This window comes from Candidatus Polarisedimenticolia bacterium, assembly GCA_036001465.1.
Classification (GTDB): domain Bacteria; phylum Acidobacteriota; class Polarisedimenticolia; order Gp22-AA2; family Gp22-AA2; genus Gp22-AA3.
On sequence record DASYUH010000016.1, the window covers coordinates 1 to 22,312 of the forward strand.

The window sequence follows — 22,312 nt, forward strand, 5'->3', positions numbered from 1 at the left end:
TGTCGGCGTCGGGGGGGAGGCCGGCGGAGCAGGCCTCCCCCACCGCGGGGCCGGGACGAGGATGCGGACGAGGGTGCGGTCGGAGAGATCGTCCAGCCCGTCCTCGGGCGGGACCTCGGTATCCGCGGATAGCTGCGGATCGTCACCGGCGCGAGCCTCGACGTCCGCCGGCGAGTCGGACCCGGCGGCGCGCGACGCCCGGACCGCATCGCGCAGCGCCCGGATGGGGACGCGCCGCGCCAGGGTCACCCAGGCGGCCAGGGAATCGGCGGACGCGACCCGGGCGACGAGAAGCGCCGCCACGCGCCCGATGGGACGGCCGCCATCGTCTCCGGTGAGGGCGTCGGCCAGAAGCGGAAGAGTCTGGAGCGCGCGGCCCAGCGAGGCGCAGTCCTTCACCCACCGGCCCGAGCGTCCGAATCGCTCGCGGGCGTGGTCCTCGACACGGGCGAACCCGAAATCGGGCCAGGCCTGCCGCTGCACGAACGCGGCCGCCGCACGGGCGAGGGGAATCGCGATTCGATCGAGGCCGGCCCGCCGCGACAGCGCCAGGGCGTCCGCCTGGCGCAGCGACCGCTCGACCGGGTAGGCGCTCGAGGCTGTCACGGACGGAGCGCGATAGGCCGGCGCATCCTCCCTGCAGACGAAGCGGCGAGGGGCCGCGACTCTCGCAGGCTGCGCGCGTGCGTGATCGGCGGGCGCGCGATCGCCGCGCGTGAGTTCGGCGCGTAAGACATCGATGGGCGTGAGGTGGGCGTGTGGGAGATGGACGCGCGGATGATCAACGCGTGGGTGATCGGCGAGCGGGTATAAAGAATGATGCGATGCGCGCAAAGCGGCGGCGGAACGCATGGTGTAAATATGCAGAATACTATCTGGAATGCAAGTGAAAAGTGAGAGTTTTTTTGTCGCAGCGAAAAGCGGGAATGTACCGCGCGAGCCGCTCGCGCTACTGCGTTCGCGCCGCCTCGACCGGGGAGAAGCCGAGCTAGGTCCGCGCCCCGAGGAGGCCCTCCACCTCGGCCACCTGCTCGCCGGCGCCGGACACGAGGATGGTGTCCTTCTCCTGCAGGACGAACCAGGCTTCCGGGGAGGGGAAGACGCGCCCGTCGCGCATCACGGCGAGGATGAGGGCGCCTGTGGCCTCGCGCACGCCGGCGTCGCGCAGGGTCTTGCCGGCAAGCGGCGAGCCGGGAGGGATCTCCAGGAACTCGACGCGCAGGGTGTCGAGGCTGCGGCGCACGTCGCCGAGCGGCAGGGGCTCGAAGTCCTCGCGACGGAAGACCTCGTAGCGCCCGCCGCGCAGCCTCCCGAGCTGGCGCTCGACCGCCTGCTTGGGGAAGTTCAGTCGCCTCAGGATGCGCGCCAGGAACTCGATCCCGACCTCGAACGCCTCGTGCACGACCTCGTCGGCACCCTCCCTGTACAGGTCGTCGTCCTCCAGGCCGCGGCGTCCGCGGGCCAGGATGTGGACCTCGGGGTTGAGCCGCCGCGCCATGCGGATGACGGCGCGCGCCAGGACATGGTCGGGGAGGGTGACGACGAGGGTGCGCGCCGTCGCGACGCCGGCGCGCCTCAGCATCTCCTCGCTGCCGCAATCGCCGTAGCGCACCGGATGCCCGGCGCGCCGCGCCTGGCGCACGAGCGACGGATCGATCTCGAGGCCGACAAAGGGGACTTTGTTCGTCATCAGCACCTCGCCGAGCGTCCGGCCCACCGTGCCGTAGCCGAGGATGACGAGGGAAGCCTGCTCCGGGAGGGTGGACCCCTCCTCCTGCTCCGCCAGCCGATCCTTGCGGCCCCAGTCGGGCAGCATCCCGCCGGTGGCGCGCGCCATCGCCGAGGCGATCGAGGCGGACAGACGGTTCGCGACCGGGGCCAGGATCATCGAGATGACCGAGGCGGCAATGGTGACCTGATAGAAATCGCGCGAGATCAGGCCCTGCTGCACGCCCATCAGGGCGAGCATGAAGGAGAACTCGCCGATCTGCGCCAGGTTGATCCCGACTTGAAGCGCGACCGGCAACGGGTAGCCGAAACCGCCGACGGCGGCCGCGGTGATCCCCGTCTTGGCGATCAGGATGATGACCAGGACCACCACGACCGAAGGCCAGTTCGTCAGCGCGAACCCCGTGTCGAGCAGCATCCCCATGGCCACGAAGAAGAAGCCCGACAGCACCTCGCGGAACGGCGCCAGGTCAGCGGTCATCTGCTGAGCGTACTCGCTGCCTCCCAGGATCAACCCGGCGAGGAACGCGCCGAGGGCGAACGACACGCCGAGGCCGTGGCTCAGCCACGCCATCCCGAAGCAGATGGTCAGGGTCGAGAGGAGCAGCAGCTCTGGGCTGCGCGCCGAGGCGATGAGCTGCAGGAGGCGCGGCATGACGTACTGGCTGAGGACGAACGTCGCGCCGAGCAGGAAGGCGGCGCGTCCCAGCGCCGAGGCCACGTCGACGGCCACGGCGGAGGGGGAGCCGCCGCCGATCGGCAGGAGGATCATCATCGGCACGATGCTCAGGTCCTGCAGGATCAGGATGCCCGTGGTCAGCCGGCCCGGAAGCGTGTCCATCAGGCCGTTCTGCATCAGGCTCCGCAGGACGACCGCCGTGCTGCTCAGCGCCATGATGCAGCCCAGGAAGATCGCGGTCCGCAGAGGCCAGCCGAGGATCGCCCCCGCCCCCATGGCGCACACGAGCGTCAGGAGGATCTGCAGGCTGCCCCCCCCCAGCACCACGTCACGGTAGCGCCTGAACGAGCCGGTGTCGAACTCCAGGCCGAGGGTGAACATCAGGAGGAGGACGCCCATCTCGGCCAGGGACGAGACCGCGTCGCTCCCGGAAATGATCCGGAGGCCGTGCGGCCCCAGGAGGACGCCCGACACCAGGTAGCCGACCACGGGAGGCAGGCGCAGCCGCGTCAGCAGGAAGAGGACCGCGCAGGCGATCGCCAGCAGGACGACCAGCAGGCCGATCAGGTCCACCGTGGGGTTCACGCGCGCCTCGTCGTTATAATGGCGAACACGGAGGGATGGCCGAGCGGTTTAAGGCGGCGGTCTTGAAAACCGTTGGGGGAAACCCCCGCAGGTTCGAATCCTGCTCCCTCCGCCACTCGTCTCACGGATTGTGGAATATAGAAAGTCCGCGGGTCAACCGCAAGGCGTCAGGAAGACCGGATGGGTCCCGCGTCGAGGAGGCCCTGGCAATCGCCGGCGGGGACCGGCTTGCCGATGTAGTGCCCCTGCATCTCGTCGATCCCCTTGTCCACCAGAAAGCTCATCTGATCGCCGGTCTCGACCCCCTCGGCGGTGACGTGCAGCTTCAAGCCGTGTCCCACCGCGATCATCGCGGTCACCAGGGTCGCCTCGTCGCTGCCGGCCGCGACGTTGTGGATGAACGAGCGGTCGATCTTGACGCTGTGGATCGGGAAGCGCTTCAAGCGGGCCAGAGACGAGTAGCCGGTGCCGTAGTCGTCAAGGGCGATCGAGATCCCCAGGTCCTTCACCTCCTGCAGCGTCTGCATGGCGACGTTCTCGTCCTGGGCCAGCGCGTTCTCGGTGACCTCGACCTCGAGGCAGGTGGGATCGAGGCGGTATTCGGAGAGGGCGCGCGCCAGCGAATCCACCAGGAAGCGGCCCTGGTACAGCTGGCGATTCGACAGGTTGATGCTGACGCGCGGGATCTTGGTGCCGTTCCCGTTGTGCCAGGACCTCCGATCGGTGCAGGCGGACGTCAGGACCCACTCGCCGATGTCGAGGATCATCCCGGTGTCCTCCGCGATCGGGATAAACTGCAGGGGATAGAGGAGCCCCCACTCGGGATGGCGCCAGCGTACCAGGGCCTCCATGCCGACCACCTTGCCGAGCGTATCGATGGTCGGCTGGTAGTGCAGGAGGAACTGGCGTTTCTCGATGGCTTCGCGCAACCCCTCCGCGAGGGCGCCGCGGCCGGTGAACCGGCCCCCTCCCGGGCGCGAATGGAACTCGAGGACGTTGCGCCCCTGCTGCTTGGCCCGGTTCAGGGCCGCGTCGGCATTCTTGATGAGGGTCTCGGCGTCTTCGCCGTCTCCGGGATAGAGGCTCGCGCCGATGCTCGCCGAGGTGTGGACCTGGTGGGGACCGATCAGGTAAGGGGCGCGCACCGCGGAGAGGATCTTGTCGCCGACCACGAATACCCGCTCGAGGGCGGTGATGTCGGGTAGCAGGAGGGTGAATTCGTCGCCGCCGACCCGCGCCACCGTGTCGCTGGCGCGCACCGCGGCCTTTAGCCGCTTGGCCACGCACTCCAGCAGCAGATCACCGACCGCGTGACCGAGCGTGTCGTTGATCGTCTTGAACCGGTCGAGATCCAGGTACAGCACCGCCAGCGCCTTGTTGTTGCGACGCGCCTGCTCCAGCGCCATGCGGAGCCGGTCCTGGAACAGGGCGCGGTTCGGCAACCGCGTGAGGTTGTCGTGATGGGCGATCTGGTCCGTGTAGTTGCGCCAGCCTGAGCGATCGATGGCGTTCTGCAGGGCGTGCTTGAGCGCCGTCCCGTCGCACTGTCCCTTGACGAGAAAGTCCTGGGCCCCCTGTCGCATGGCGCTCTTGGCCTCGGCGTCCTCCTTGTTCCCGGTCAGCACCAGGATCGGGACGCGGGACGCCTGGGCGCTGACCCTCCCGAGACACTCCAAGCCCTTCCCGTCCGGCAACGTCAGGTCGAGAAGGACGGCGTCGAATTTCTCGGTGCTCATCTGCTCCGTGCCAGCCTGAAGGGTCGCCGCAACGGTCACGACGAACCCGGCGCCGTCCCCGTTTCCGTCTCTGAGCATCTCCTTCACCCAGCGCACGTCGGCCGGATTGTCCTCGATTAGCAAGATACGGGCCGATTCAGGCTGCCGGGCCCAGAACCTCTCGCTCGGCAGCGTGGCCTGCGACAGCCAGAAATCCAGGGTCTTTGCGAGGGAGCGCTCGAACTCGGTCCAATCGGGCGGCCGGACGATGCAGCAGTTCGCCCCCTGGTCGTAGCACCTCTGGACGTCCTCACGGGTCCGTGACGTGGTCAGGACAACCAACGGGATGCGCCGCAGCTCGGAGTCCGATTTGATTTCGCCGATGAGGTCCTGTCCGTGCATGTTCGTGGAGGCCAGGTCGAGGAGGATGAGATCCGGCCGCGGGAAGTCCGCGTACGGCTCTTCGGACCTTAGAAAGGAGAGCGCCTCGAAGGATTGGCGCACGCTGTGCGCCTTGATCTTCAGCCGGCCTGCGCTGAGCGCCTGCGTGACCAGGAGCGTGTCGGCAGCGTTGTCCTCGATCAGGAGGATGTCGAAGGACTCGTCGCCGGATCCCGTGGCCATGTTTCGCCTTGTATGGAAAACTGGTCCACGACACAGTCCTCCACCGAGGGAGAACGGGACACTCTCGACTCAGTATGGTCTCTTGCGCGGGGAAGCCGCAATGAGGTCTGGACCCCAATCCGGTGGGAGGGCTTTACCTTAGGGTCTTTCCTTCCATCGGCTTGACGTAGGCCTCCAGCAGGATGGCGTCGATCCCGGCGGCGATCGGCACCGCCACCAGCGCCCCCAGGATTCCCGCCAGGTTGGCGCCCACGATCAGGGCCACCAGGACGACGAGAGGGTGCAGCTCGACCTGTCGCCCCGTGAAATACGGCACGAGGAAATGCCCTTCGAGGAACTGCTCGATGCCGAAGACTGCGGCCACGCCGACGATCGTGAAGAGCGAGCCGTTCAGCGCCAGAAGGAGCGCCAGGACCAGCGAGACCGACGAGCCGAGATAGGGAACGAAATTGAGCGCTCCCGCGAGGACGCCAATCAGGAGCGGGGCCTCGAAGCCGACCAGGGCCAGCCCGACCGACAGGATCAGCGCCCCGATGGCGCTGACGATGAACTGTCCGCGGATGTAGCCGCCCATGCGACGGATCACTTCCGCCGCGATGTGGGCCACGCGCTCCCGGCGCGCGCGCGGCACGAACCGGACGAGCCCTTCGGCCAGTCGCCGGCGGTCGACCACGATGTACCCCGCCAGGAAGAGCACCATCAGGCCCGCGAAGAAGCCGGTCAAAAGCCCGCGCGTCGCGCGCAAGGAGCGCTCGACCAGCGCCTGCAGGACCGGGGTGATCTGCTCCGGGCCGATGTCGGGAAGCTCGAACCGGGGTCCCGCGCCGAACCGGCCGAGAAACGCTTGAGCGGAGGCGATCCAGCCGTTGAGCGTCTGGCGGAATTGCGGCAGCCGCGCGGCCAGGAGATTGGCCTGCTCGCCGACGACCGGCACCAGCATCGTCACCAGGAGCGCCAGCACGCCGAGGCCGACCAGGTACAGGCCGAGCACGGTCGCGACACGCGGGATCCGGCGCTTCTGCCCCGCGTCGGCCATTGGAAGGATGGCCGCGGCGATGACGATGGCGACCACCGCCAGGAGGACCAGCTGCAGGTTCAGGTAGACGAGCCAGAGGGCCCCGAACACGAGAAGCGCCTTCCAGAACAACGCCTCCACGGTCCCGCGCTCGGGCATCATCGCCTCCCGGTGTTACCCTATCACACGGGGGGAATGCCGTGGGGGATGGACGGCCGGACTCCGGCCCGCACGAGGCGGCCGGCGCGCCGGAGCAGGCGAGAGCCCTTCAGCTCGCTTCGGGTCTGGCGGTGGCGTCGCTCTTCCTGGCCGCCGGCGCCTTCTGCCTGACACGCGCCACCGACACCGATCTCTGGTGGCACCTCGCGAGCGGCGACCTCATCCGCCGCACCGGCGTCATCCCGCGCGCCGATCCCTTCTCGTTCACCGTCATCGGGAACCGCTGGATCGACATCCACTGGCTGTTCCAGGTCGTCCTGTCGTTGCTCCATGAGAGGGGCGGCCTGCGGCTCCTCGACCTGTTCCGGATCGCGCTGATACTCGGATCGCTCGGGATCGTGTACACGCGTTGCCGGCGCGTCGCGGCGCCGGCCACGGCGGTGGCCGTGCTCCTGCTCACGATTCTTGCCTGCCAGGAACGCTTCCTGACGAGGCCCGAAATCGTCTCCTGGCTCTTGATGGTGACCGTGCTCCTGGCGCTCCAGAAGGCGCTCGATGCCGGGACGCGTTCCGGTCGGCGGCGCATCCTGTTCGTCGTTCTGCCGCTCCTGCATCTCGTCTGGGTGAACGTCCAGGGCCTGTTCATCCTGGGCCCGGTGTTCCTCACCCTGGCGCTCCTGGCGGCCGCCTGCGGCTACCTGCGCGCGCGAGTCAAGGCGCCTGACGGCGGGGTCTCGCCTGCAGGCGGGGCGGAGCGCGATCCGGATCGGGTGATCGACTTTCTGGCGGCCCTGGCGCTCTGCGCGCTGGTCTGCCTGGTGAATCCATACGGCGCCGCGGCGCTGCGCCTGCCCTTCGACCTGCTGTTCAGCCACCTCGGCGGCGAGACGCTGCTGTCGCGGACCATCGCCGAGTTCCGCCCGCCCCTCTCGGGGTATCTGGTGACTCCCGCGATCGTGGCGTTCGGAGTCCTGGCGATCGTGACGCTCGTCTCGATTCTCATGGACCTCCCGAGGGCCCGGCCGTTCGATCTGCTGGTGATTGGCGCGACGCTCGCCGTCGCCCTCAAGGCCAGGCGCAACATCCCGATCTTCGCCCTGGCCGCGGCGCCGATCCTGGCGCTCCATCTGTCCGCGCTCCTCCGGCATGGGGTCGCGGCATCGGCGCGCCTGGCGGCGCGCCTCCGGGCGGCACAGGTCGTGGCAAGCATCGTGCTCGCGGGCGCCTGCCTGGGCCTGACGGCGGACGTGGCCACCAACCGCTTCTATCTGCGCCGGCCGACGGAGAGATGGTTCGGGTCGGGGGAGATCCCGGGCTATTTTCCCGAGGACGCGGCGGGGTTCGTCGCCGGCGCCGGCATTCCGGGCCAGGTGTTCCACAGCCTCGCGGTCGGCGGCTACCTGATTCACGCCTGGGGCGGCGAGCGGGGCGTGTTCATCGACGGCCGCAACGATCCGTACCTGGACGGGGTCCTGGCCGAGTACCTGAAGGCCATCGCCGACCCGGCGGCGTTCGAGGAGACGGTGCGGCGCTACCAGATCGCCGCCGTCCTCTGGCCGCATCACCGCGCCCTCGAGGCAAGGCCGCTCCTCTCCTACCTGGCGGGCGGTCACGGCTGGGCGCTCGTCCATCTCGACGAGGCGGCGGCGGTCTACCTGCGCGCCGATCTGATCTCGGCGGCGCGCCTGGGGGAGCGTCCGTTCCCTCCCGGCGTCGACCGCCGCGAGGTCTACCAGGCCCTGTATCGGCGGCTGGAGGCCCGGCCGTTCTCCGGACCCCCGATCCGCGAAATCGCGCTGGGGGAATTCTTCAGCGTCTCGGGGGACGCGGCGGGGGCGGAGTATTTCTACGGCCGGGCGCTCGAACGGCTGCCCTCGAGCGCCCCGATCCTGCACGGGCACGCCCTCGCCCTCGAGCGCCTCGGGCGGACGGCCGAGGCGCGGGCCGAATACGAAAGGGCCGTCTCGGCGGATCGGGATTTCCTGCCCGCGGCCTCGGCGCTCGGGGCGATGTTCCTGGACGAGGGACGGCAGGACGAGGCGGAGCGTCTCATCGAGGCGGCCTACCGCGGGGGGGAGCGGGGATCGCGCCTGCTCCTGGCGCGGGCGCGGCTGTTCGATCGGAAGGGGGACGTTCCGCGAGCGCTCGGCGCCTACCGCGACGCGCTCCTCAGGAGTCCCCGCGACACCGCGATCCTCCGCGCCCTCGCCCAGTTCTACGTGAGCCACGGGGAGGCCTCGACCGCCCTGCCGTTCTACACCGCCGCCGCCGAGGCCGATCCCGGCGATCCGGCGATCGCCCGGGAGATGGCGGAGCTCCTCGAGCGGCTCGGCCGGGTCACGGCCGCGCTCGACGTCGTCCGCGACGCCGCCCGCCGCGCCGTCGATCGTCTCGACGGCGACCGGACCGGCTCCTGGACCCTGGCCTCGCCCGGGCGCGACGAGGACCGTCGCCTCCTCCTCCTTGCGGCCGACCTCGAGCGGCGCGCGGGAGACGGAGCCCGGGCGTCGGATTACCTGGCCGCCCTGTCGCGTGCCGGCCTGCTCGCCGGCGACAAGCCGGAAGGGGCGGGCGCGGCGGAGGAACGGAGGCGCTGAGCGAATCACGCCCGGGGAGCGGCCTACGCTATTACTCGGACACACTCCTAGTGGCTGCGGACGAAGTCGCGCAGCGCCTTCTCGGCGTCGGCGTAGGTGGTGCAGATGTCCTGGAGGTCCGGCTTGTCGACGCCGAGCTGGCGCGGGAGCCGGATGATGGTGAGCTGCCAGCCCTCTCCTGTCCGCTCCAGGAGCGCCTCGTACGACTCCCCCTGCCGGCTCTCCAGGCGCCGGCGGATCGGGCCCCGCGGCTCCGGGGCCGGCGGCGCGGCCTTGAAGGTCCCCGCCGGCACCGGCGGCACGGGTGCGACGGGCGTCTCGGCGGGGGAGCCGCCCGTCACGGGGGCGCCCGCGGCGGCCCGGGCGGCGGCGGAAACGGCGGCGACGACGTTGGTTTCGGTGGCCGCCAGCTTCACCTCCGCGGTCCATTCGGAGTACGCCCGCTTCAGCGTCGGCTCCGGCTGGGTCAGCGCCAGGCCCATCACGCCGGCCCCGCCACCGGACGCCGCGCCGGCCCACATGATCCGGGCGCGCAGGCGGATCGAGTGGCGGGGAAACTGCACGAAGACGGTGAGGATCGAATTGATCGGGAACGACTCGGCGCTCTCGATCTTCATCCCCCCCTCCGAGATATCGATGACGGTCCCGCCGCACATCTTGGCCTCGGTGCCGAAGCGCACCGGAAGGCGCCGCGCGATGCGCTGCTTCCCCTTCCGTTTGTCGTCCGTCAAAGGCGTCGTCATGCGGGGTTCTCCTCGCTTCCAAACGGAAACGTAATGCGCCGTGTCCCGGAGCGCCAGCACCAGGATCCCGGCCGAATACTCGGACAGGCTCCCAGGCGAAGATGTTAACATTCAATCCTGATGCGCAGCGCTCGGACAGATGCTTCCCGCACCCGCCTCCTCGCCGCGGCCGCCTGCGCCGTCGCCGTTGTCTTTTGCGGCGCCTGCGGGGGAGGCAACGACAAGGTGAGCGAGGCTCCGTCGCTCAAGAGATTTCCCCGGCCCCTCTTCGACGGTCTCTGGCTGGGGATGACGCGGGACGCCGCGGCGAACGCCCATCCCATCCGGCCGTCGCTGACGGCTTCCGGCCGGAACCGCCTCGTCTGGTTCTACGACCGGCCGGGGGAGTACACCGTCGAGCTGACGTTCCCGGAGAACCGGCACGACGCGAAGCTGGCCCGCATCGACGTCCACTTCGGCGCCAATCGAGCGGCCTCGGAGCGCACCGTGGCGATCCTGTCGCGCTCGCTCGGCGATCCCGAGGCAAGTCACCGCAAGGCCTCGACGAACGCATACGGAGATCATCTTCACGACCAGTACGACACCATCTGGTCGGACGCCGAGCAGTACGTGTTCATGACCGAGCGCGTGCCGGTCGAGGGGCGATCCGGCCGGCCCGACTACTTCATCACGGTCAAGAGGAAAGAGCTCCTCCCGACAGGGCCCCCGACCGGATACGTCCCCCCGCCTCCTCCCAAGGGGAAGGACGGAAAACCTGTCGAGGAGCCGGCCTTCTGACCGGTGTCCCCCGAGGCGGGGCGTGAACGTTCGTCCCTGCGACCTGGCCGTCATCGGCGCCGGAATCGTGGGACTCGCGACGGCGGCCGCGGTGCTCCGCCGGTTTCCCGCGTTGCGCGTCGCCGTCCTCGAGAAGGAACCCGGGGTCGGCGCCCACCAGAGCAGCCGCAACAGCGGCGTCATCCATTCGGGGGTTTTCTACCGCCCCGGGTCGCAGAAGGCGCGCCTCTGCGTCGAAGGGGCCCGCGCGATGACGCGCTTCTGCGAGGAGCGGGGCGTGCCGCTGAGGCGCTGCGGCAAGATGGTGGTCGCGACCGAGGTGGCCGAGCTTCCGCGTCTCGAGGAGACCCGCCGACGCGGCCTGGCGAACGGAGTCGTGGGGCTGTCTCTCCTGTCGCCGGAGGAGATACGCGAGGTCGAGCCCGCGTGTCGCGGACTCCGCGCGCTCCACGTCCCGGATGTCGCCGTCACGGACTTCGGTCTGGTCACCGCCGCGCTCGCGGTGGTCGTGGCGGACGGGGGGGGAGACATCCGCACCGGCGGACGGGTCACGGCGATCCGCCCCGGCGATGGCGGCCTGATCCTCGTGACGGCCGCCGGGGAGGTGCCGGCGCGTTTCGCCGTCAACTGTGCCGGGCTCCACAGCGATCACATCGCGCGCATGGCCGGCGCCGATCCCGGCCTCGCGATCGTGCCGTTCCGCGGCGAGTATTTCGAAATCGCCATTGCCCTGAGCCGCGCGGTGAACGGCCTCATCTACCCCGTGCCGGATCCGGACCTGCCCTTCCTGGGCGTGCACCTGACGAAGCGGCTGGACGGTGGCGTCCTGGCCGGACCGAACGCGGTCCTCGCCCTGAAGCGCGAGGGCTACGGCCGTGCCGACATCGATCTGCGGGACGTGAGGGACCTCGTGCGGTTCGGGGGCTTCTGGAACATGGCAAGGCGGCACTGGCGCGCCGGCGTCTCGGAGCTGTGGCGCTCGCTCAGCCGGAAGGCGTTCGCAGCCGCGCTGCGCCGGCTGCTCCCGGATCTGCATGAGGACGATCTCCGTCCCGCCGGCGCCGGCGTGCGGGCGCAGGCGGTCGATGCCGCGGGCCGTCTCGTCGACGACTTCCACATCGTTCCGGCTGGACGCATGGTCCACGTGCTCAACGTGCCGTCCCCCGCGGCCACCGCCGCGCTCGCCATCGGCGAGCGGATCGCCGGGACGCTCGCCGAGACCTTCGACCTGCGAGGCTCCTAGGGGGAGCGATGGAGCTGCAGCGGTTCGCCCGGCGCATCAAAGAGAAGGGGAGCGAGCTGGGCCTCGGCGCGGTCGGGATCGCCTCGGTGGCGCCGTCGGATCACGCCGCCTTCCTCGACGACTGGCTGAGACGGGGGTTCGCCGGCGAGATGGGCTACATGGGACGGACCGCCGGGACGCGCGTCGATGCGCGGCAGCGCTTCCCATGGGTTCGCTCCGCGGTGGTCGCCGCCGTGCCATACCTGCCGTACCAGGGGGATCGGCGGGCCCAGGCGGGGCTGGTCAAGCACGTGGCGCGCTACGCCGCCGGCCGCGACTACCACCGGGTGCTCGGCGAGAGGCTCGGGGCTCTTTCCCGCTTCATCGAGACGGAAGCGCCGGGGGCCCGGACCCGTGCGTACGCCGACACCGGTCCCGTCATGGAGCGCGAGCTGGCGGCGCGAGCCGGCCTTGGCTGGTTTGGCAAGAACACCAACCTGATCGGCCCGCGTGGCAACTCCTGGCTCCTCCTGGGCGAGATCCTGACCGACCTCGATCTGCCCCGCGATGATCCCGTCGCGGACCGGTGTGGCACCTGCACGGCCTGCCTCGACGCCTGCCCGACCGGGGCGATCCCCGCGCCCTACCTGGTCGATTCGACCCGGTGCATCTCGTACCTGACGATCGAGCTGCGCGGACAGATTCCCGCCGCACAGCGCGCCGATCTGGGGGAGTGGGCGTTCGGCTGCGACATCTGCCAGGAGGTCTGCCCCTGGAACCGGAAGACGGGACCTGTGGAGGACCCGGCGTTCCAGTCAGGCCCCCATCTCGAGGAAAGGACGCTCGCCGACATGGTGCGCCTGGACGACGCGGCATTCGCGGCGGAGTTCCGACCCGCTTCCCTCGAGCGCCCGCGGCGCCGCGGCCTGGTGCGCAATGCGCTCATCGTAGCGGCCAACACGGGGGACGAGCCGGCGCTCCGCGCGGCGGAGCAGAAGCTGGCCGACCCGGACCCGGTCGTGCGCGGCACGGCCGCCTGGGCGCTTGGGCGCGGCGGAAGCGGCCGGGGCCGGCGCGCTCTCGAAGGCGCACGGGCGGGGGAGACGGACCCCACGGCCCGGCAGGAGATCGAGGACGCGCTTGCAGCTTCACCGCCGGACCGGAGCTGACGACCCGGCGGTCGACGAACAAACCCTCAGGGAGTGAAGAACCGCCGTAGGGGATGCCGGAGAGATTGGCCTGCAGCGCCTTCCCGTCCAGGATGGACTCGAAGCGCAGCCGCTCCGCGGTATAGTCCTCGCCGACGCGGAGTGACGGCGTCCTCACCCTCCGCCATCAGGAACAGCAGCTTCCCCTTGCGTACGATGATTCGGAAGTTCGACTCCCACGGATTGGGCGTCCGGTAGTGGCCGGGATAGGCGTTCCACTCACGCGGGCGCGCGGCTCGCGTCGGGAGGCTCCTGCTGGAGAGGTCGGGCGTCACAGGTCCTTGAATTCCGGCAGGCTGCGGTAGCGGTCCATGCGATCCGGGAAGAAGGTCAGGACGGTCGCACCGCCGGCAGACAGGCGGCGCGCCACGGTCATGTTGGTGCCGGACGACGGGCCAACCGGAAAGCCGGCACGGTTGAGCCGCAGCGTCTCCGCGTGCGCCTCCTGATCGCTCACCAGCACGGCGTCGTCCAGCATGTGGCGGTGCCGGCGCACGATCCCCGGAACCAGGCCGTCGCCGATCCCTTCTTGAAGGTGGCAGACGGCCAGGGGGTAGTCGTGCAGAGGGGGCAGCGCCGGGGGAGGGCAGGCGCGCCCGAACAGCTGCCTGCACACCAGGGGACTGGCCTCCGGCTCGACGGCGACGAGCCGCGCACCGCGGTGACGGGCCTTGATCGCGCCCCCCGCGCCCACAATGGTGCCGCCCGTTCCGACCCCGGCGACGACGACGTCGAACGCGCCGACCCCTTGTTCATCGGCCTGCTCGAGGGCCTCGCGGCCGAGCGCGGCCTGCGCCTCCACCCCCGCCTCGTCGTCGAACTGGTCGAACAGGAACCGGCCGGCACGCTCCGCGGCGTACTCGCGCGCGCGGCGGATGGCGCCGACGACGCCGTCCGCCTCCGGAGTCAGGACCAGCCGGGCGCCGTGCCCGCGGATCATGGTCTTGCGTTCCTCCGTCATGTTCTCCGGCATGAACACGACCGCCTTGAGCCCGAAACGCTCCGCCCAGAACGCCAGGGCGATGCCGGCGTTTCCGGAGGTCGGCTCGACCACTTCGGATCCGCGCGGCAGCGCGCCGCTGGCGAGGCCGCTCCCCAGCACGTGGCTCGCGACCCGGTCCTTGACGCTGCCGCTCGGGTTCAGGTGCTCCATCTTCACCCACACGCCGTCGACGCGCGCGAGCGGCGTGCGCGGCAGGACGGCGGCGGTGTCCCCGCCCCGTTCCGGATTATGGTGCCTCGGTGCCGGCATGCCGCCAGACTACCGGCTGCGCTCATCGAGGGTCAAGCCTTCGTGCTCCAGGGTTTCGCGAGGTAGAACGGCACGCGGCGCTACGGCTTCTCGGTCAGGCCGCTGCCGAGCTCGATGAGCCAGCCACCGGTCGGCGTCGCCGGATACGTGCTGACGCCGAGGACGATGTCCGAGCCGCCGGGCGCGCGCAGCGTCTCGACCACGTCGCCGTGCGCGTCCGTGATCGTGCCGAGCGCCGATCCCTCCTTGACCCGGTCGCCGGGCTTCACCAGGGCGTCGAAGAAGCCGCCGCGGGCGTTGGTGACGATGCGGTAGCCGTCCACGATAGTGTACGCCGGCCGGCGCGGGGGGGCGCCGGGCAGGATGCCGGCCTTGCGCAGGAAGCTCCGCACGGCCTCGGCCTGCAGTTTGATATCGGAGGGATCCAGCGGCTGGCCGCCTCCCACTTCGAGCAGGAAGCCGGGGATCCCCTCTTCACTGAAGACGGTCGAGGCGCTGGTCGCAAAAACCTTCACGCCGTCGCGCCACAGGGTCGGCACGCCGAAGCCGCGCGCCAGGTCGTCCATGCGCGCGTCCGGCACCCCCTTGGTCAGCGAATACAGGACGAACGGGTGCTGGCGGAACCGGTCCCCCCCCGTGTGCATATCCACGAAGTAATCGGCCCTCTCCTTGACGGCGGCGTGGATGGCGGCGGCGACCCGCTCGGTCGCGAAGCGATCGCGCCCGGGAAAGGCGTCCCCCGTGTCCATCAGGTCGTCGAGATTCGGGTTGACGCGCTGCAGCCCCTGGAAGGCGGACGGGTTGCTGATCATCACGGCGATCACCGTCCCTGTCATCGCGGCCGGGTCGAGCCCGCGCACGACCTCCTGGAGCGCGCGCGGCCCGCCGTACTCGTCACCGTGCGTCGCGGCCTGCACCCAGGCGACCGGGCCCGGCTTCCGCCCCGTCGCGACGGTGATCGGCAGGACGATCGGCGTGCCGTCGGCGTCCTCCGCCACCTTGAGGGCGCCGCGCACCTTGTCTCCGGGGACGCCCCGCGCCGTGCCGATCTCGACCGGCCCCTTCGAAGAAGACTCGGCCGCCACCGCCGCCAGGCCCGCCGGGATCGACAAGACAATCATCACAAGTGCGCCGCGCGCCGTGCGTCGAGCCAGATCGGGCCGAAGGTCCATGGTGGTGTCCTCCCCGGAAGCGGAAATTCTACACAGATCGGGGCCCGCGGCGGAGAGGGAAGCGATCAATCGTTCAGGAGTGGTCGTGGGCCTCGGAGGTCCGGCGGCCGTTCAGCGGGCGGCTCCGATCCAGGACCGAGACGCTCTGAATGCAGCGCCTCCACCCAACCCGGGACATGGAGGCCATGTACCAGAACTCGCGGAGCGCTGTCGCGATCGCCTCCTCGGCCGAAGTCGCCGGGATGTCCTGGTAGTCGAACCGATATTCCGCCGGAGCGCCGGGCGTCCGACGCTGGAACTCCGGCTCGGTGTACACCACACGCACGCTGTGCCTTGGGATCTCCGTCTGCATCGTCCCCCCCGAGATGATCTGCGACCCAAGGTAGGGCCGGGAGGGAATGGATGCAAGGACCTTCGCCCTGCCCGCCAGCAAGTGCGCCCGTCGGGCAGGGCTCCTAAATCCGAGTTGCCGGGCCGAAGACCTGGACGTTTCCGTTGATCCGCAGCATCTCGATGAAGATGTTCTTCCCGCTCTTGTGCTTGGGGATGATGTAGGTATAGATGTGCCCGAGCCCCGTGACGCACTCCTCGCAGCGGATCATCACCGGGTTGAGCTGAATGCGCTCCCCCTTGTTGGTGTATTCGACCACGTTGTATCCGAGGACGTCGACTTCCCGAGGGCTGTTCCAGGTCACGAGGCCGGAGCCCTTGCCGAGCGGGCTCGAAAAGCTGATCGACGCGGAGGGCATTTCGCAGTTGTCGCAGACGCAACCGTTCTGGTCGGGGTTGGGGATCGTCGGGCAGTTGTCGCAGAAATCGCCGAAGCCGTCGTTGTCCAGGTCGCGCTGATCCGGATTGGGCACATCCAGGCAGTTGTCGCAGACGTCACCGACCGAGTCGCCGTCGCGATCGGCCTGGGTGATGTTGGCGACGTTCGGGCAATTGTCGAAGCAGTCGGCGATGGTGTCGGCGTCCACGTCGAATCCTTCGTCCACCTGGCGGTCGCAGTTGTCATCGATGCCGTTGCAGATCTCGGTCGCCCCCGGATGGACCGCCGCGTTGTGGTCGTCGCAATCGCCACCGCAGGTCGTATAGCTGTCTCCATCATCGTCGATGCAATCGTTATTCGTAAGGAATAAACCGGTGATGATTCCCGTCTCGACCCCGTTCACCACGGTCGTGCTGCCGATCAGCGTGCAGTAGCCGAAACCAGGTTGTTCCACAGTGATGGTCGCCGTCCCGTCGGCCGCGGGCACGATTCCGGTGCCGGTCCAGAATTCCCGGCGCACATCGACGCGCGACGAGCACCGCTGCGTGAGGGTGTAGACCTGTCCATACGACAGGGTCGGCAGGAAGGCGTCCTGGCAGGTGGACAGAGCGAGGACGCCGATCGACTCCGGGTCGCAGTCCGTGTGGATCGGCGGATGGGTGAAGCGCAGGATCAGATGGCCGCCCGCGGTGCCCAGCGGCTGCACGGTCAGGCCGCAGGAGAGCGGCGCCAACAGCCCCGTCGCCGGATCGAAAGAGTGGGCCGATTCGACGAGATAACCGACGCTCGGGTCGGCCCCGCTCAGCGAGACGATGAGCGCCGATCCGGAGTTGAATCCGCCCGTCGACACCACGATGTTGACGCGCTGCGGCGAGGGGATGAGCGGACAGCCGACGATCCCCGCGTAGGCCCAGTCGGTCTCGATGGTGACCTGGCCGTCCCCGGAAATGCCGCTTCCGGGACCGAGGCAGCCGGTCGTCCCCTGGGCCAGGCACAGAATCTCCTCGGTCCCTGGTTCACCCCCGCGGGGTTGCTCTGCTGGTAGGCGAAGGCTTCAATGATCAGGGACTCACTGCAGAGAAGTACGAGTCGAAGCCGTGGTACATCGGCGTGGGCGTGGCGCAGGAGGCCTGGAGCTCGGGCGCTTCGAGGCCCAGCAGGGCGAAAACGGCGAGGACGATGGCCGGAAGTCGGCTGCTCATGGGACGACCCTCTTTCCGAGGCGATTCGGGGGACGATCTGCGTTCTCAATACGTCGATCCGCGGCCCCGCGCAAGCTGAAAGTGGGCCGCCCGCGGGGCGCCGGCGTGAGCGTGGCATAATGCGCGGCGCTCCTTCGCTCCTCCCGGATCGACAAGCCACAGGGTGAATGGCGTGCCGCAGGGCTGGTTCTTCGCGTTCTTCTTCGTCTCCGGATTCTGCAGCCTGGTCTGCGAGGTCGTCTGGCTCCGCCTGGCGATGACGCAGTTCGGTGTCGTCACGCCGCTCGTCTCGACCGTTCTCTCGGTGTTCATGGCCGGCCTGGCGCTCGGGAGCTGGGGGGCCGGCCGCCTGGTCGCACGCACGGATCCCTCCGGAGCCCGATCACCCCTGCGTCTCTACGCGCTGGCGGAGCTCGTCATCGGGCTCTCCGCTTTCGTCGTTCCCGGCGCATTCCGCTGGGGTCGCGGCCTGATGCTGCACGCCGGAAGCGGCGCGGCCTGGGGATCACTTCTGTACCACCTGGCATCGGGATCCCTGGTGGCGCTGACCCTCCTGCCGTTCTGCGTCTGCATGGGGGCCACGTTCCCCCTGGCGATGGCGGCGATTCGCAGAGCGGAGGCCGCCGCATCCGAGCGGTCGTTCAGCTACCTGTATGTCGCGAACGTGCTCGGGGCAGCCTGCGGCACGCTCGTGTCCGCCTTCGTCCTGATCGAGCTGCTCGGATTGACCGGGACGCTCAGGGCCACCGCCGCTCTGAACGCCGCGGTCGCGGCGGGCGCCTTTGCGCTGGCCGCGGGGCAGGCCGTCAAGCACGTCGCCGGGGCGGCCACTCCCGCCCCGCAGGCCACGGCCGAAGGCGCCGCGACCGCCCGCGAGTCCTTCGAACCACGCCGCGGGCTCCTGGCCATGCTCTTCCTGACCGGCTTCGTCAGCATGGCGATGGAAATCGTCTGGGTCCGCCAGTTCACGCCGTACCTCGGGACCGTCGTGTACGCCTTCGCGGTCCTCCTGGCCCTGTACCTCGGCGCGACCTTCCTCGGATCGATGGCCTATCGCGCCTGGGCCCGGCGCAGCGTGGGGACGTCCGAACCGTCGGGCCTGGCCCATGTGTGGGTTGCCGCGGCCATTTCCGGGCTTCTCCCCCTTCTGGCGACCGACCCCCGACTGCCGCTGCGAATCATCGACCCCGCCATGCCGCAGCCCCTCGACCTTCTGGTCGGCGGAGGGCGCGTGGCGCTCGGGTTGACCCTGTTCTGCGCCGCGATCGGCTTCATCACTCCGATGCTGGTGGATCGACGGTCGGCAGGGGACCCGGGCAGGGCGGGGAGAGCCTATGCGGTCAACGTGCTCGGCTGCATCCTGGGCCCGCTCGCCGCCTCGTTCGTCCTTCTGCCCGCCATCGGCGAGCGCTGGTCGATCGCCCTCCTGGCGCTGCTTCTCTTCGCCGTGGCCCCGCTCGCCGGCAGGCCGCGCGCCTCCGTCCTGGCCGGGGCCGCCGCGCTCGGCCTCGCTCTGGTCGTGCTGACGAAAGACCACGCCACCCTCTTCCCCCACCGCGAGGTGCGCCGGGACTACGAGGCGACCGTCGTCGCCACCGACTCGAGGGGCAGCAAGGAACTCCTGGTGAACGGCGTCGGGATCACCGCCCTCACCCCGATCACCAAGATGATGGTCCACCTGCCGATGGCATTTCTGGTCCGGCCGCCGCAGAGCGCCCTCGTCGTCTGTTTCGGGATGGGGACGAGCTTCCGCTCGGCCCTGTCCTGGGGCGTTCCGACGACCGCGGTCGAACTCGTCCCCAGCGTGCCCGGCCTGATCGGTTTCTACCACGCGGACGGGCCGGACCTGCTGCGCTCGCCGCTGGCCCGCGTGGTCGTCGACGACGGCCGCCGCCTCCTGGAGCGCTTCCCGGATCAATACGACGTGATCACCATCGATCCGCCGCCACCCGTGGAGGCGGCCGGATCGGGCCTGCTCTACTCGAAGCAGTTCTACGCCCTGGCGCGCGCCCGTTTGCGCCCGGGCGGAATCCTGCAGCAGTGGTTCCCCGGTGGCGAGCCGGCGATCCTCGCATCCGTGGCCCGGGCGATCACCGAGTCGTTCCCGCAGGTGCGGGTCTTCCAGTCGGTCGAAGGCTGGGGCTTCCACTTCCTGGCGAGCGAGACGCCGATCCCGGCCGCGTCCGGGGACGCACTGGCCGCGCGGCTGCCGCCACACGCCGCCGCCGACCTGGTCGAATGGTGGCGCGACGTGACACCCGGGCAGGCGCTCGGGCGCGTCGTCGACCAGGAGGTCCCGCCCGAGCGTCTCCTCGCCGTGGCGCCTCGTGCACCTGCCCTGGAGGACGATCGCCCCCTCAACGAGTACTACCTGCTGCGACGGACGTTCGGGGGCCCGTGATAACATGCCACCCGCGCCCGGGAAGTCCATCCCTAATCGTGATACGGCCCGCCTGCGGAGAGGTGCTGGAGTGGCCGAACAGGGCTGACTGCTAATCAGTTACACCCGCTAAAACGGGTGTCGGGGGTTCGAATCCCCCCCTCTCCGCCAGCCGCTTCCTCCTGTCGAGTGATAGTATCCGGGCCGGCATGGGCAGAGAGCGCATCCTGCGCGGAGTTGCGCGGAGGCTGCTTGCGGCGGTGGGCGCGGCCCCGTCACCGGATCGGGGCGCCCGTGCGCTGTTCGCGGCAGGACTGGTCGGAACGGCATTCCTCCTTCTCTCCGTTCCGTACGTGCCGTTCCAGGACATCCCGAATCATGCGCAGCTCCTCGTGCTCGACCAGTCGCTCGGGGCGGATGGCAGCGCGTACCTCCGTCGTCCCGAGATGGTTTCCTTCGGCTACTCCCTTTACGTCTGGATGGCGCGACTGCTCCTGCCGGGGCTCTCAATCGACATCGTGATGCGGCTGATGTGCCTGGCGGCGGCGCTGGCGCTGCCACTGGCCACGGCGCGCCTGGCCGCGGTTCTGGGCGGCCCCTGGGCGGTGACCGGAATCCTGGCCCTGCCGCTCGGCCTGGGCTGGCCGTTGCGAATGGGGTTCATCTCGTTCGCGCTCGGGCTGCCCGTCGCGCTCCTGGGCACGTCCGGCGCCGTCCTCCTGTGCCGCGAGCGCGGCGCGACCCGGATGGCCGGGCTCGGATTCTGCGCCCTGGTCGCCTACCTGGCGCACCCGTTCGCCTTCGGTCTGTTGAGCGTGCTGGCGGGGCTATCCTGGCTGTGCGCCGGGGCACGATCCAGAAGCACCGCCACCCCGGTCCTCGTTGCGCTCGCTCCGGCGGTGCTCCTGGCGGGCATCGACGCGTGGAACGGCGCCTGGTTGCCCGTCACCGGCCTCGAGGATGCCGCGACCGGCGGCGGATTGCGCTTCCAGTCCATCGGCATGGCGCTCGTGCACGTCGTGAGCCGCTCCTACGGCATCACCGGCCCGGGGAGTCTTGGACTCTACCTTCCACACTTTGCGCTGGTCGTCTGCGGCGCCCTCTGGCTCGCGAGGAGCCCGGGTCGACTCGAATCGCGCGGGTTGGTCCTGTTCGGCGCCGCAGCCTTCACGCTCGGCTCGGTCGGATTTCCCTACTCGATGGGACGCCTGATATCCATGGGTCCCAGGGCGAACGTGATCGGGCTTTGCTTCGGCGCCATCGCCGGGGCCGCGTGGCTTTCCTGCTCGAGAGCCCGTCCGCTGCTCGTGGCCGTGCCGCTGACCGCGCTGGCGTTCGTGGCCAGCTCCGCGAGCATCGTGCATGACGCGCGCCTCGTCCACGAAGTGGTGGGAGACCGGCCGCCGCGGAACGTCGCCGGGAATTTCCTCGCCGTTCAGGCCGCCGATTGCGCGCGTCCGGCATCCTTCTATTGGGGCGACTGGGACCCGGTGCGGCACCTCTGGGCCTACGCGCTGTCTCCGGAAGGCATCACTCCCTACCTGTTCGCACGGGACCGCTACTTCCCGGTGTGGTACCGGGCCGAGCGAAGAGTGCCGTACCCCTCGGGCGGCCGCTCGCTGGGCAACGGGCGGGCTCTCGACCCGGCGGCGTGCGACCGCAGGAACCGCGAACGGGTCGCGACGGCGCTGTCCTACCCGGGCTTCGATGGGGTCATCGTCGTGGGCCGGCCCGGTGACGGAGAACGCGCATTGGGCCTTCCTGGCGCAGCGTCCCGGGACCGGGTTGCGCCGGGGATATGGCGGCTGACACGCTGAAGCGGCTCGTGCACGACACGGCGATCCTCCGCATGGAAGGCCGTGGGGGTATAACCACAGGGGGGATCGTGCGGAGCCTCACTCCGCACGGCGCGAGATCCACTTCGGCCAAACCGTGGACGGCCCGGGAGGAGCCACATGCCAGAAACCCTGAGCGATTCGGCGATGAGAATTCTGGGGAGGTCGATCGAGACGGCATCCGAGATCGAGCGCCGCGTGCTGCAGGCCGTGACCGGCCGCCGCCACGTCGCGCGCCATGTCCACCGCGACATGGAGGAAGGACTGACGCTCGGAGAGCGTCTGTCGGACTGGATTGCGGCCTGGGGAGGGAGCTGGTCGTTCCTGGTGCTCTTCTTCGTGTTCCTGTTCGGCTGGATCGGCCTCAACTCATGGGTCCTGATCAGCCGTCCGTTCGACCCCTATCCCTACATCCTGCTGAATCTCGTGCTGTCGACGCTGGCCGCCGTCCAGGCGCCGGTGATCCTCATGAGCCAGAACCGCCAGGCGGCCAAGGACCGACTTCAGGCGGCGCACGACTACGAGGTCAACCTGAAGGCGGAGATCGAGATCCTGCAGCTGCACGAGAAGGTCGATCGGCTGACGTGCCTCCTCGAGGAGCTGGGCGCCGGCCGGAGGCGCCCCGGGTAGAAGCCGCCGCTCGCCCGGTC

17 protein-coding genes and 2 tRNA genes are annotated in these 22,312 nt (G+C 69.7%); 9 read left to right on the forward strand and 10 right to left on the reverse strand.

The annotated features are described in order from the left end of the window. Positions 1–606 (reverse strand): hypothetical protein (locus tag VGV60_04090; GenBank protein ID HEV8700437.1); only part of this gene is annotated, 606 nt, incomplete at its 3' end. Between the two features lie 382 nt (positions 607–988). Further along, a complete protein-coding gene (locus VGV60_04095; GenBank protein HEV8700438.1) occupies positions 989–2,992 on the reverse strand; it encodes a cation:proton antiporter in 2,004 nt (667 codons plus the stop codon). 29 nt (positions 2,993–3,021) lie between these two features. Between VGV60_04095 and VGV60_04100 the strand changes: the two genes are divergently transcribed. Next, positions 3,022–3,107 (forward strand) — tRNA-Ser (locus VGV60_04100). Between the two features lie 52 nt (positions 3,108–3,159). On the opposite strand, the gene VGV60_04105 is transcribed toward VGV60_04100, so the two are convergent. Then, positions 3,160–5,331, reverse strand: coding sequence for an EAL domain-containing protein (locus tag VGV60_04105; GenBank protein ID HEV8700439.1), 2,172 nt, complete (start codon positions 5,329–5,331; stop codon positions 3,160–3,162). Positions 5,332–5,464: 133 nt separating this feature from the next. Further along, positions 5,465–6,505 carry an AI-2E family transporter gene (locus VGV60_04110; GenBank protein ID HEV8700440.1) on the reverse strand — a complete coding sequence of 347 codons (1,041 nt, stop codon included), beginning with the start codon at positions 6,503–6,505 and terminating at the stop codon, positions 5,465–5,467. Between the two features lie 41 nt (positions 6,506–6,546). Between VGV60_04110 and VGV60_04115 the strand changes: the two genes are divergently transcribed. Beyond that, entirely contained in the window at positions 6,547–9,102 is a 2,556-nt protein-coding gene (locus VGV60_04115; GenBank protein HEV8700441.1) for a tetratricopeptide repeat protein, read from the forward strand. A 47-nt stretch (positions 9,103–9,149) separates the two neighbouring features. Here VGV60_04115 and VGV60_04120 read toward each other — a convergent pair whose 3' ends face one another. Further along, complete coding sequence (locus VGV60_04120) at positions 9,150–9,845, reverse strand: PilZ domain-containing protein (protein HEV8700442.1); 696 nt, start codon at positions 9,843–9,845, stop codon at positions 9,150–9,152. A gap of 225 nt (positions 9,846–10,070) precedes the next feature. Here VGV60_04120 and VGV60_04125 point away from each other — a divergent pair, with 225 nt between their 5' ends. Genes VGV60_04125 through queG form a run of 3 tightly spaced genes read left to right on the forward strand, consistent with a single transcriptional unit; the run spans position 10,071 to position 13,013 of the window. Continuing rightward, positions 10,071–10,622, forward strand: coding sequence for a hypothetical protein (locus VGV60_04125; GenBank protein ID HEV8700443.1), 552 nt, complete (start codon positions 10,071–10,073; stop codon positions 10,620–10,622). 22 nt (positions 10,623–10,644) lie between these two features. Further along, positions 10,645–11,865 (forward strand): L-2-hydroxyglutarate oxidase, encoded by a 1,221-nt coding sequence (gene lhgO, locus VGV60_04130; protein HEV8700444.1) that lies wholly within the window; start codon positions 10,645–10,647, stop codon positions 11,863–11,865. A gap of 8 nt (positions 11,866–11,873) precedes the next feature. Beyond that, the gene (gene queG, locus VGV60_04135) at positions 11,874–13,013 is read left to right on the forward strand and encodes a tRNA epoxyqueuosine(34) reductase QueG (protein ID HEV8700445.1); all 1,140 of its coding nucleotides are present in this window, start codon (positions 11,874–11,876) and stop codon (positions 13,011–13,013) included. Positions 13,014–13,323: 310 nt separating this feature from the next. Here the strand turns inward: queG and VGV60_04140 are convergent, their stop codons facing one another. From VGV60_04140 to VGV60_04160, 5 genes are all read right to left on the reverse strand, one after another. Beyond that, positions 13,324–14,304, reverse strand: a complete 981-nt coding sequence (locus VGV60_04140; GenBank protein ID HEV8700446.1) for a pyridoxal-phosphate dependent enzyme — start codon at positions 14,302–14,304, stop codon at positions 13,324–13,326. Between the two features lie 80 nt (positions 14,305–14,384). Then, entirely contained in the window at positions 14,385–15,476 is a 1,092-nt protein-coding gene (locus VGV60_04145) for a succinylglutamate desuccinylase/aspartoacylase family protein (GenBank protein HEV8700447.1), read from the reverse strand. Positions 15,477–15,549: 73 nt separating this feature from the next. Further along, positions 15,550–15,909, reverse strand: coding sequence for a hypothetical protein (locus VGV60_04150; GenBank protein HEV8700448.1), 360 nt, complete (start codon positions 15,907–15,909; stop codon positions 15,550–15,552). Between the two features lie 22 nt (positions 15,910–15,931). After that, positions 15,932–17,098: a MopE-related protein gene (locus tag VGV60_04155; protein ID HEV8700449.1), complete on the reverse strand. Its 1,167-nt coding sequence runs from the start codon at positions 17,096–17,098 to the stop codon at positions 15,932–15,934. A 208-nt stretch (positions 17,099–17,306) separates the two neighbouring features. Further along, positions 17,307–17,447, reverse strand: coding sequence for a hypothetical protein (locus VGV60_04160; GenBank protein ID HEV8700450.1), 141 nt, complete (start codon positions 17,445–17,447; stop codon positions 17,307–17,309). A gap of 172 nt (positions 17,448–17,619) precedes the next feature. On the opposite strand from VGV60_04160, the gene VGV60_04165 reads away from it, so the two are divergent. The 4 genes from VGV60_04165 to VGV60_04180 all read left to right on the forward strand — a co-directional run bounded on the left by VGV60_04165 (position 17,620) and on the right by VGV60_04180 (position 22,292). Continuing rightward, positions 17,620–19,848 (forward strand): hypothetical protein, encoded by a 2,229-nt coding sequence (locus VGV60_04165; GenBank protein HEV8700451.1) that lies wholly within the window; start codon positions 17,620–17,622, stop codon positions 19,846–19,848. A 56-nt stretch (positions 19,849–19,904) separates the two neighbouring features. Next, positions 19,905–19,998 (forward strand) — tRNA-Ser (locus VGV60_04170). Between the two features lie 38 nt (positions 19,999–20,036). Then, on the forward strand, positions 20,037–21,644 hold the full coding sequence (locus tag VGV60_04175) for a hypothetical protein (GenBank protein HEV8700452.1): 1,608 nt from the start codon (positions 20,037–20,039) through the stop codon (positions 21,642–21,644). A gap of 138 nt (positions 21,645–21,782) precedes the next feature. Further along, positions 21,783–22,292, forward strand: coding sequence for a DUF1003 domain-containing protein (locus VGV60_04180; protein ID HEV8700453.1), 510 nt, complete (start codon positions 21,783–21,785; stop codon positions 22,290–22,292). Positions 22,293–22,312 lie beyond the last annotated feature (20 nt).

Bases quoted from the DNA above. Each gene is read 5' to 3' on its own strand.
- VGV60_04105 (HEV8700439.1), bottom strand. From the start codon at position 5,331: ATGGCCACGGGATCCGGCGACGAGTCCTTCGACATCCTCCTGATCGAG.
- VGV60_04145 (HEV8700447.1), bottom strand. From the start codon at position 15,476: ATGGACCTTCGGCCCGATCTGGCTCGACGCACGGCGCGCGGCGCACTT.
- VGV60_04120 (HEV8700442.1), bottom strand. From the start codon at position 9,845: ATGACGACGCCTTTGACGGACGACAAACGGAAGGGGAAGCAGCGCATC.
- VGV60_04110 (HEV8700440.1), bottom strand. From the start codon at position 6,505: ATGCCCGAGCGCGGGACCGTGGAGGCGTTGTTCTGGAAGGCGCTTCTC.
- queG (HEV8700445.1), top strand. From the start codon at position 11,874: ATGGAGCTGCAGCGGTTCGCCCGGCGCATCAAAGAGAAGGGGAGCGAG.
- VGV60_04160 (HEV8700450.1), bottom strand. From the start codon at position 17,447: ATGAGCAGCCGACTTCCGGCCATCGTCCTCGCCGTTTTCGCCCTGCTG.
- VGV60_04175 (HEV8700452.1), top strand. From the start codon at position 20,037: ATGGGCAGAGAGCGCATCCTGCGCGGAGTTGCGCGGAGGCTGCTTGCG.
- VGV60_04180 (HEV8700453.1), top strand. From the start codon at position 21,783: ATGCCAGAAACCCTGAGCGATTCGGCGATGAGAATTCTGGGGAGGTCG.
- VGV60_04140 (HEV8700446.1), bottom strand. From the start codon at position 14,304: ATGCCGGCACCGAGGCACCATAATCCGGAACGGGGCGGGGACACCGCC.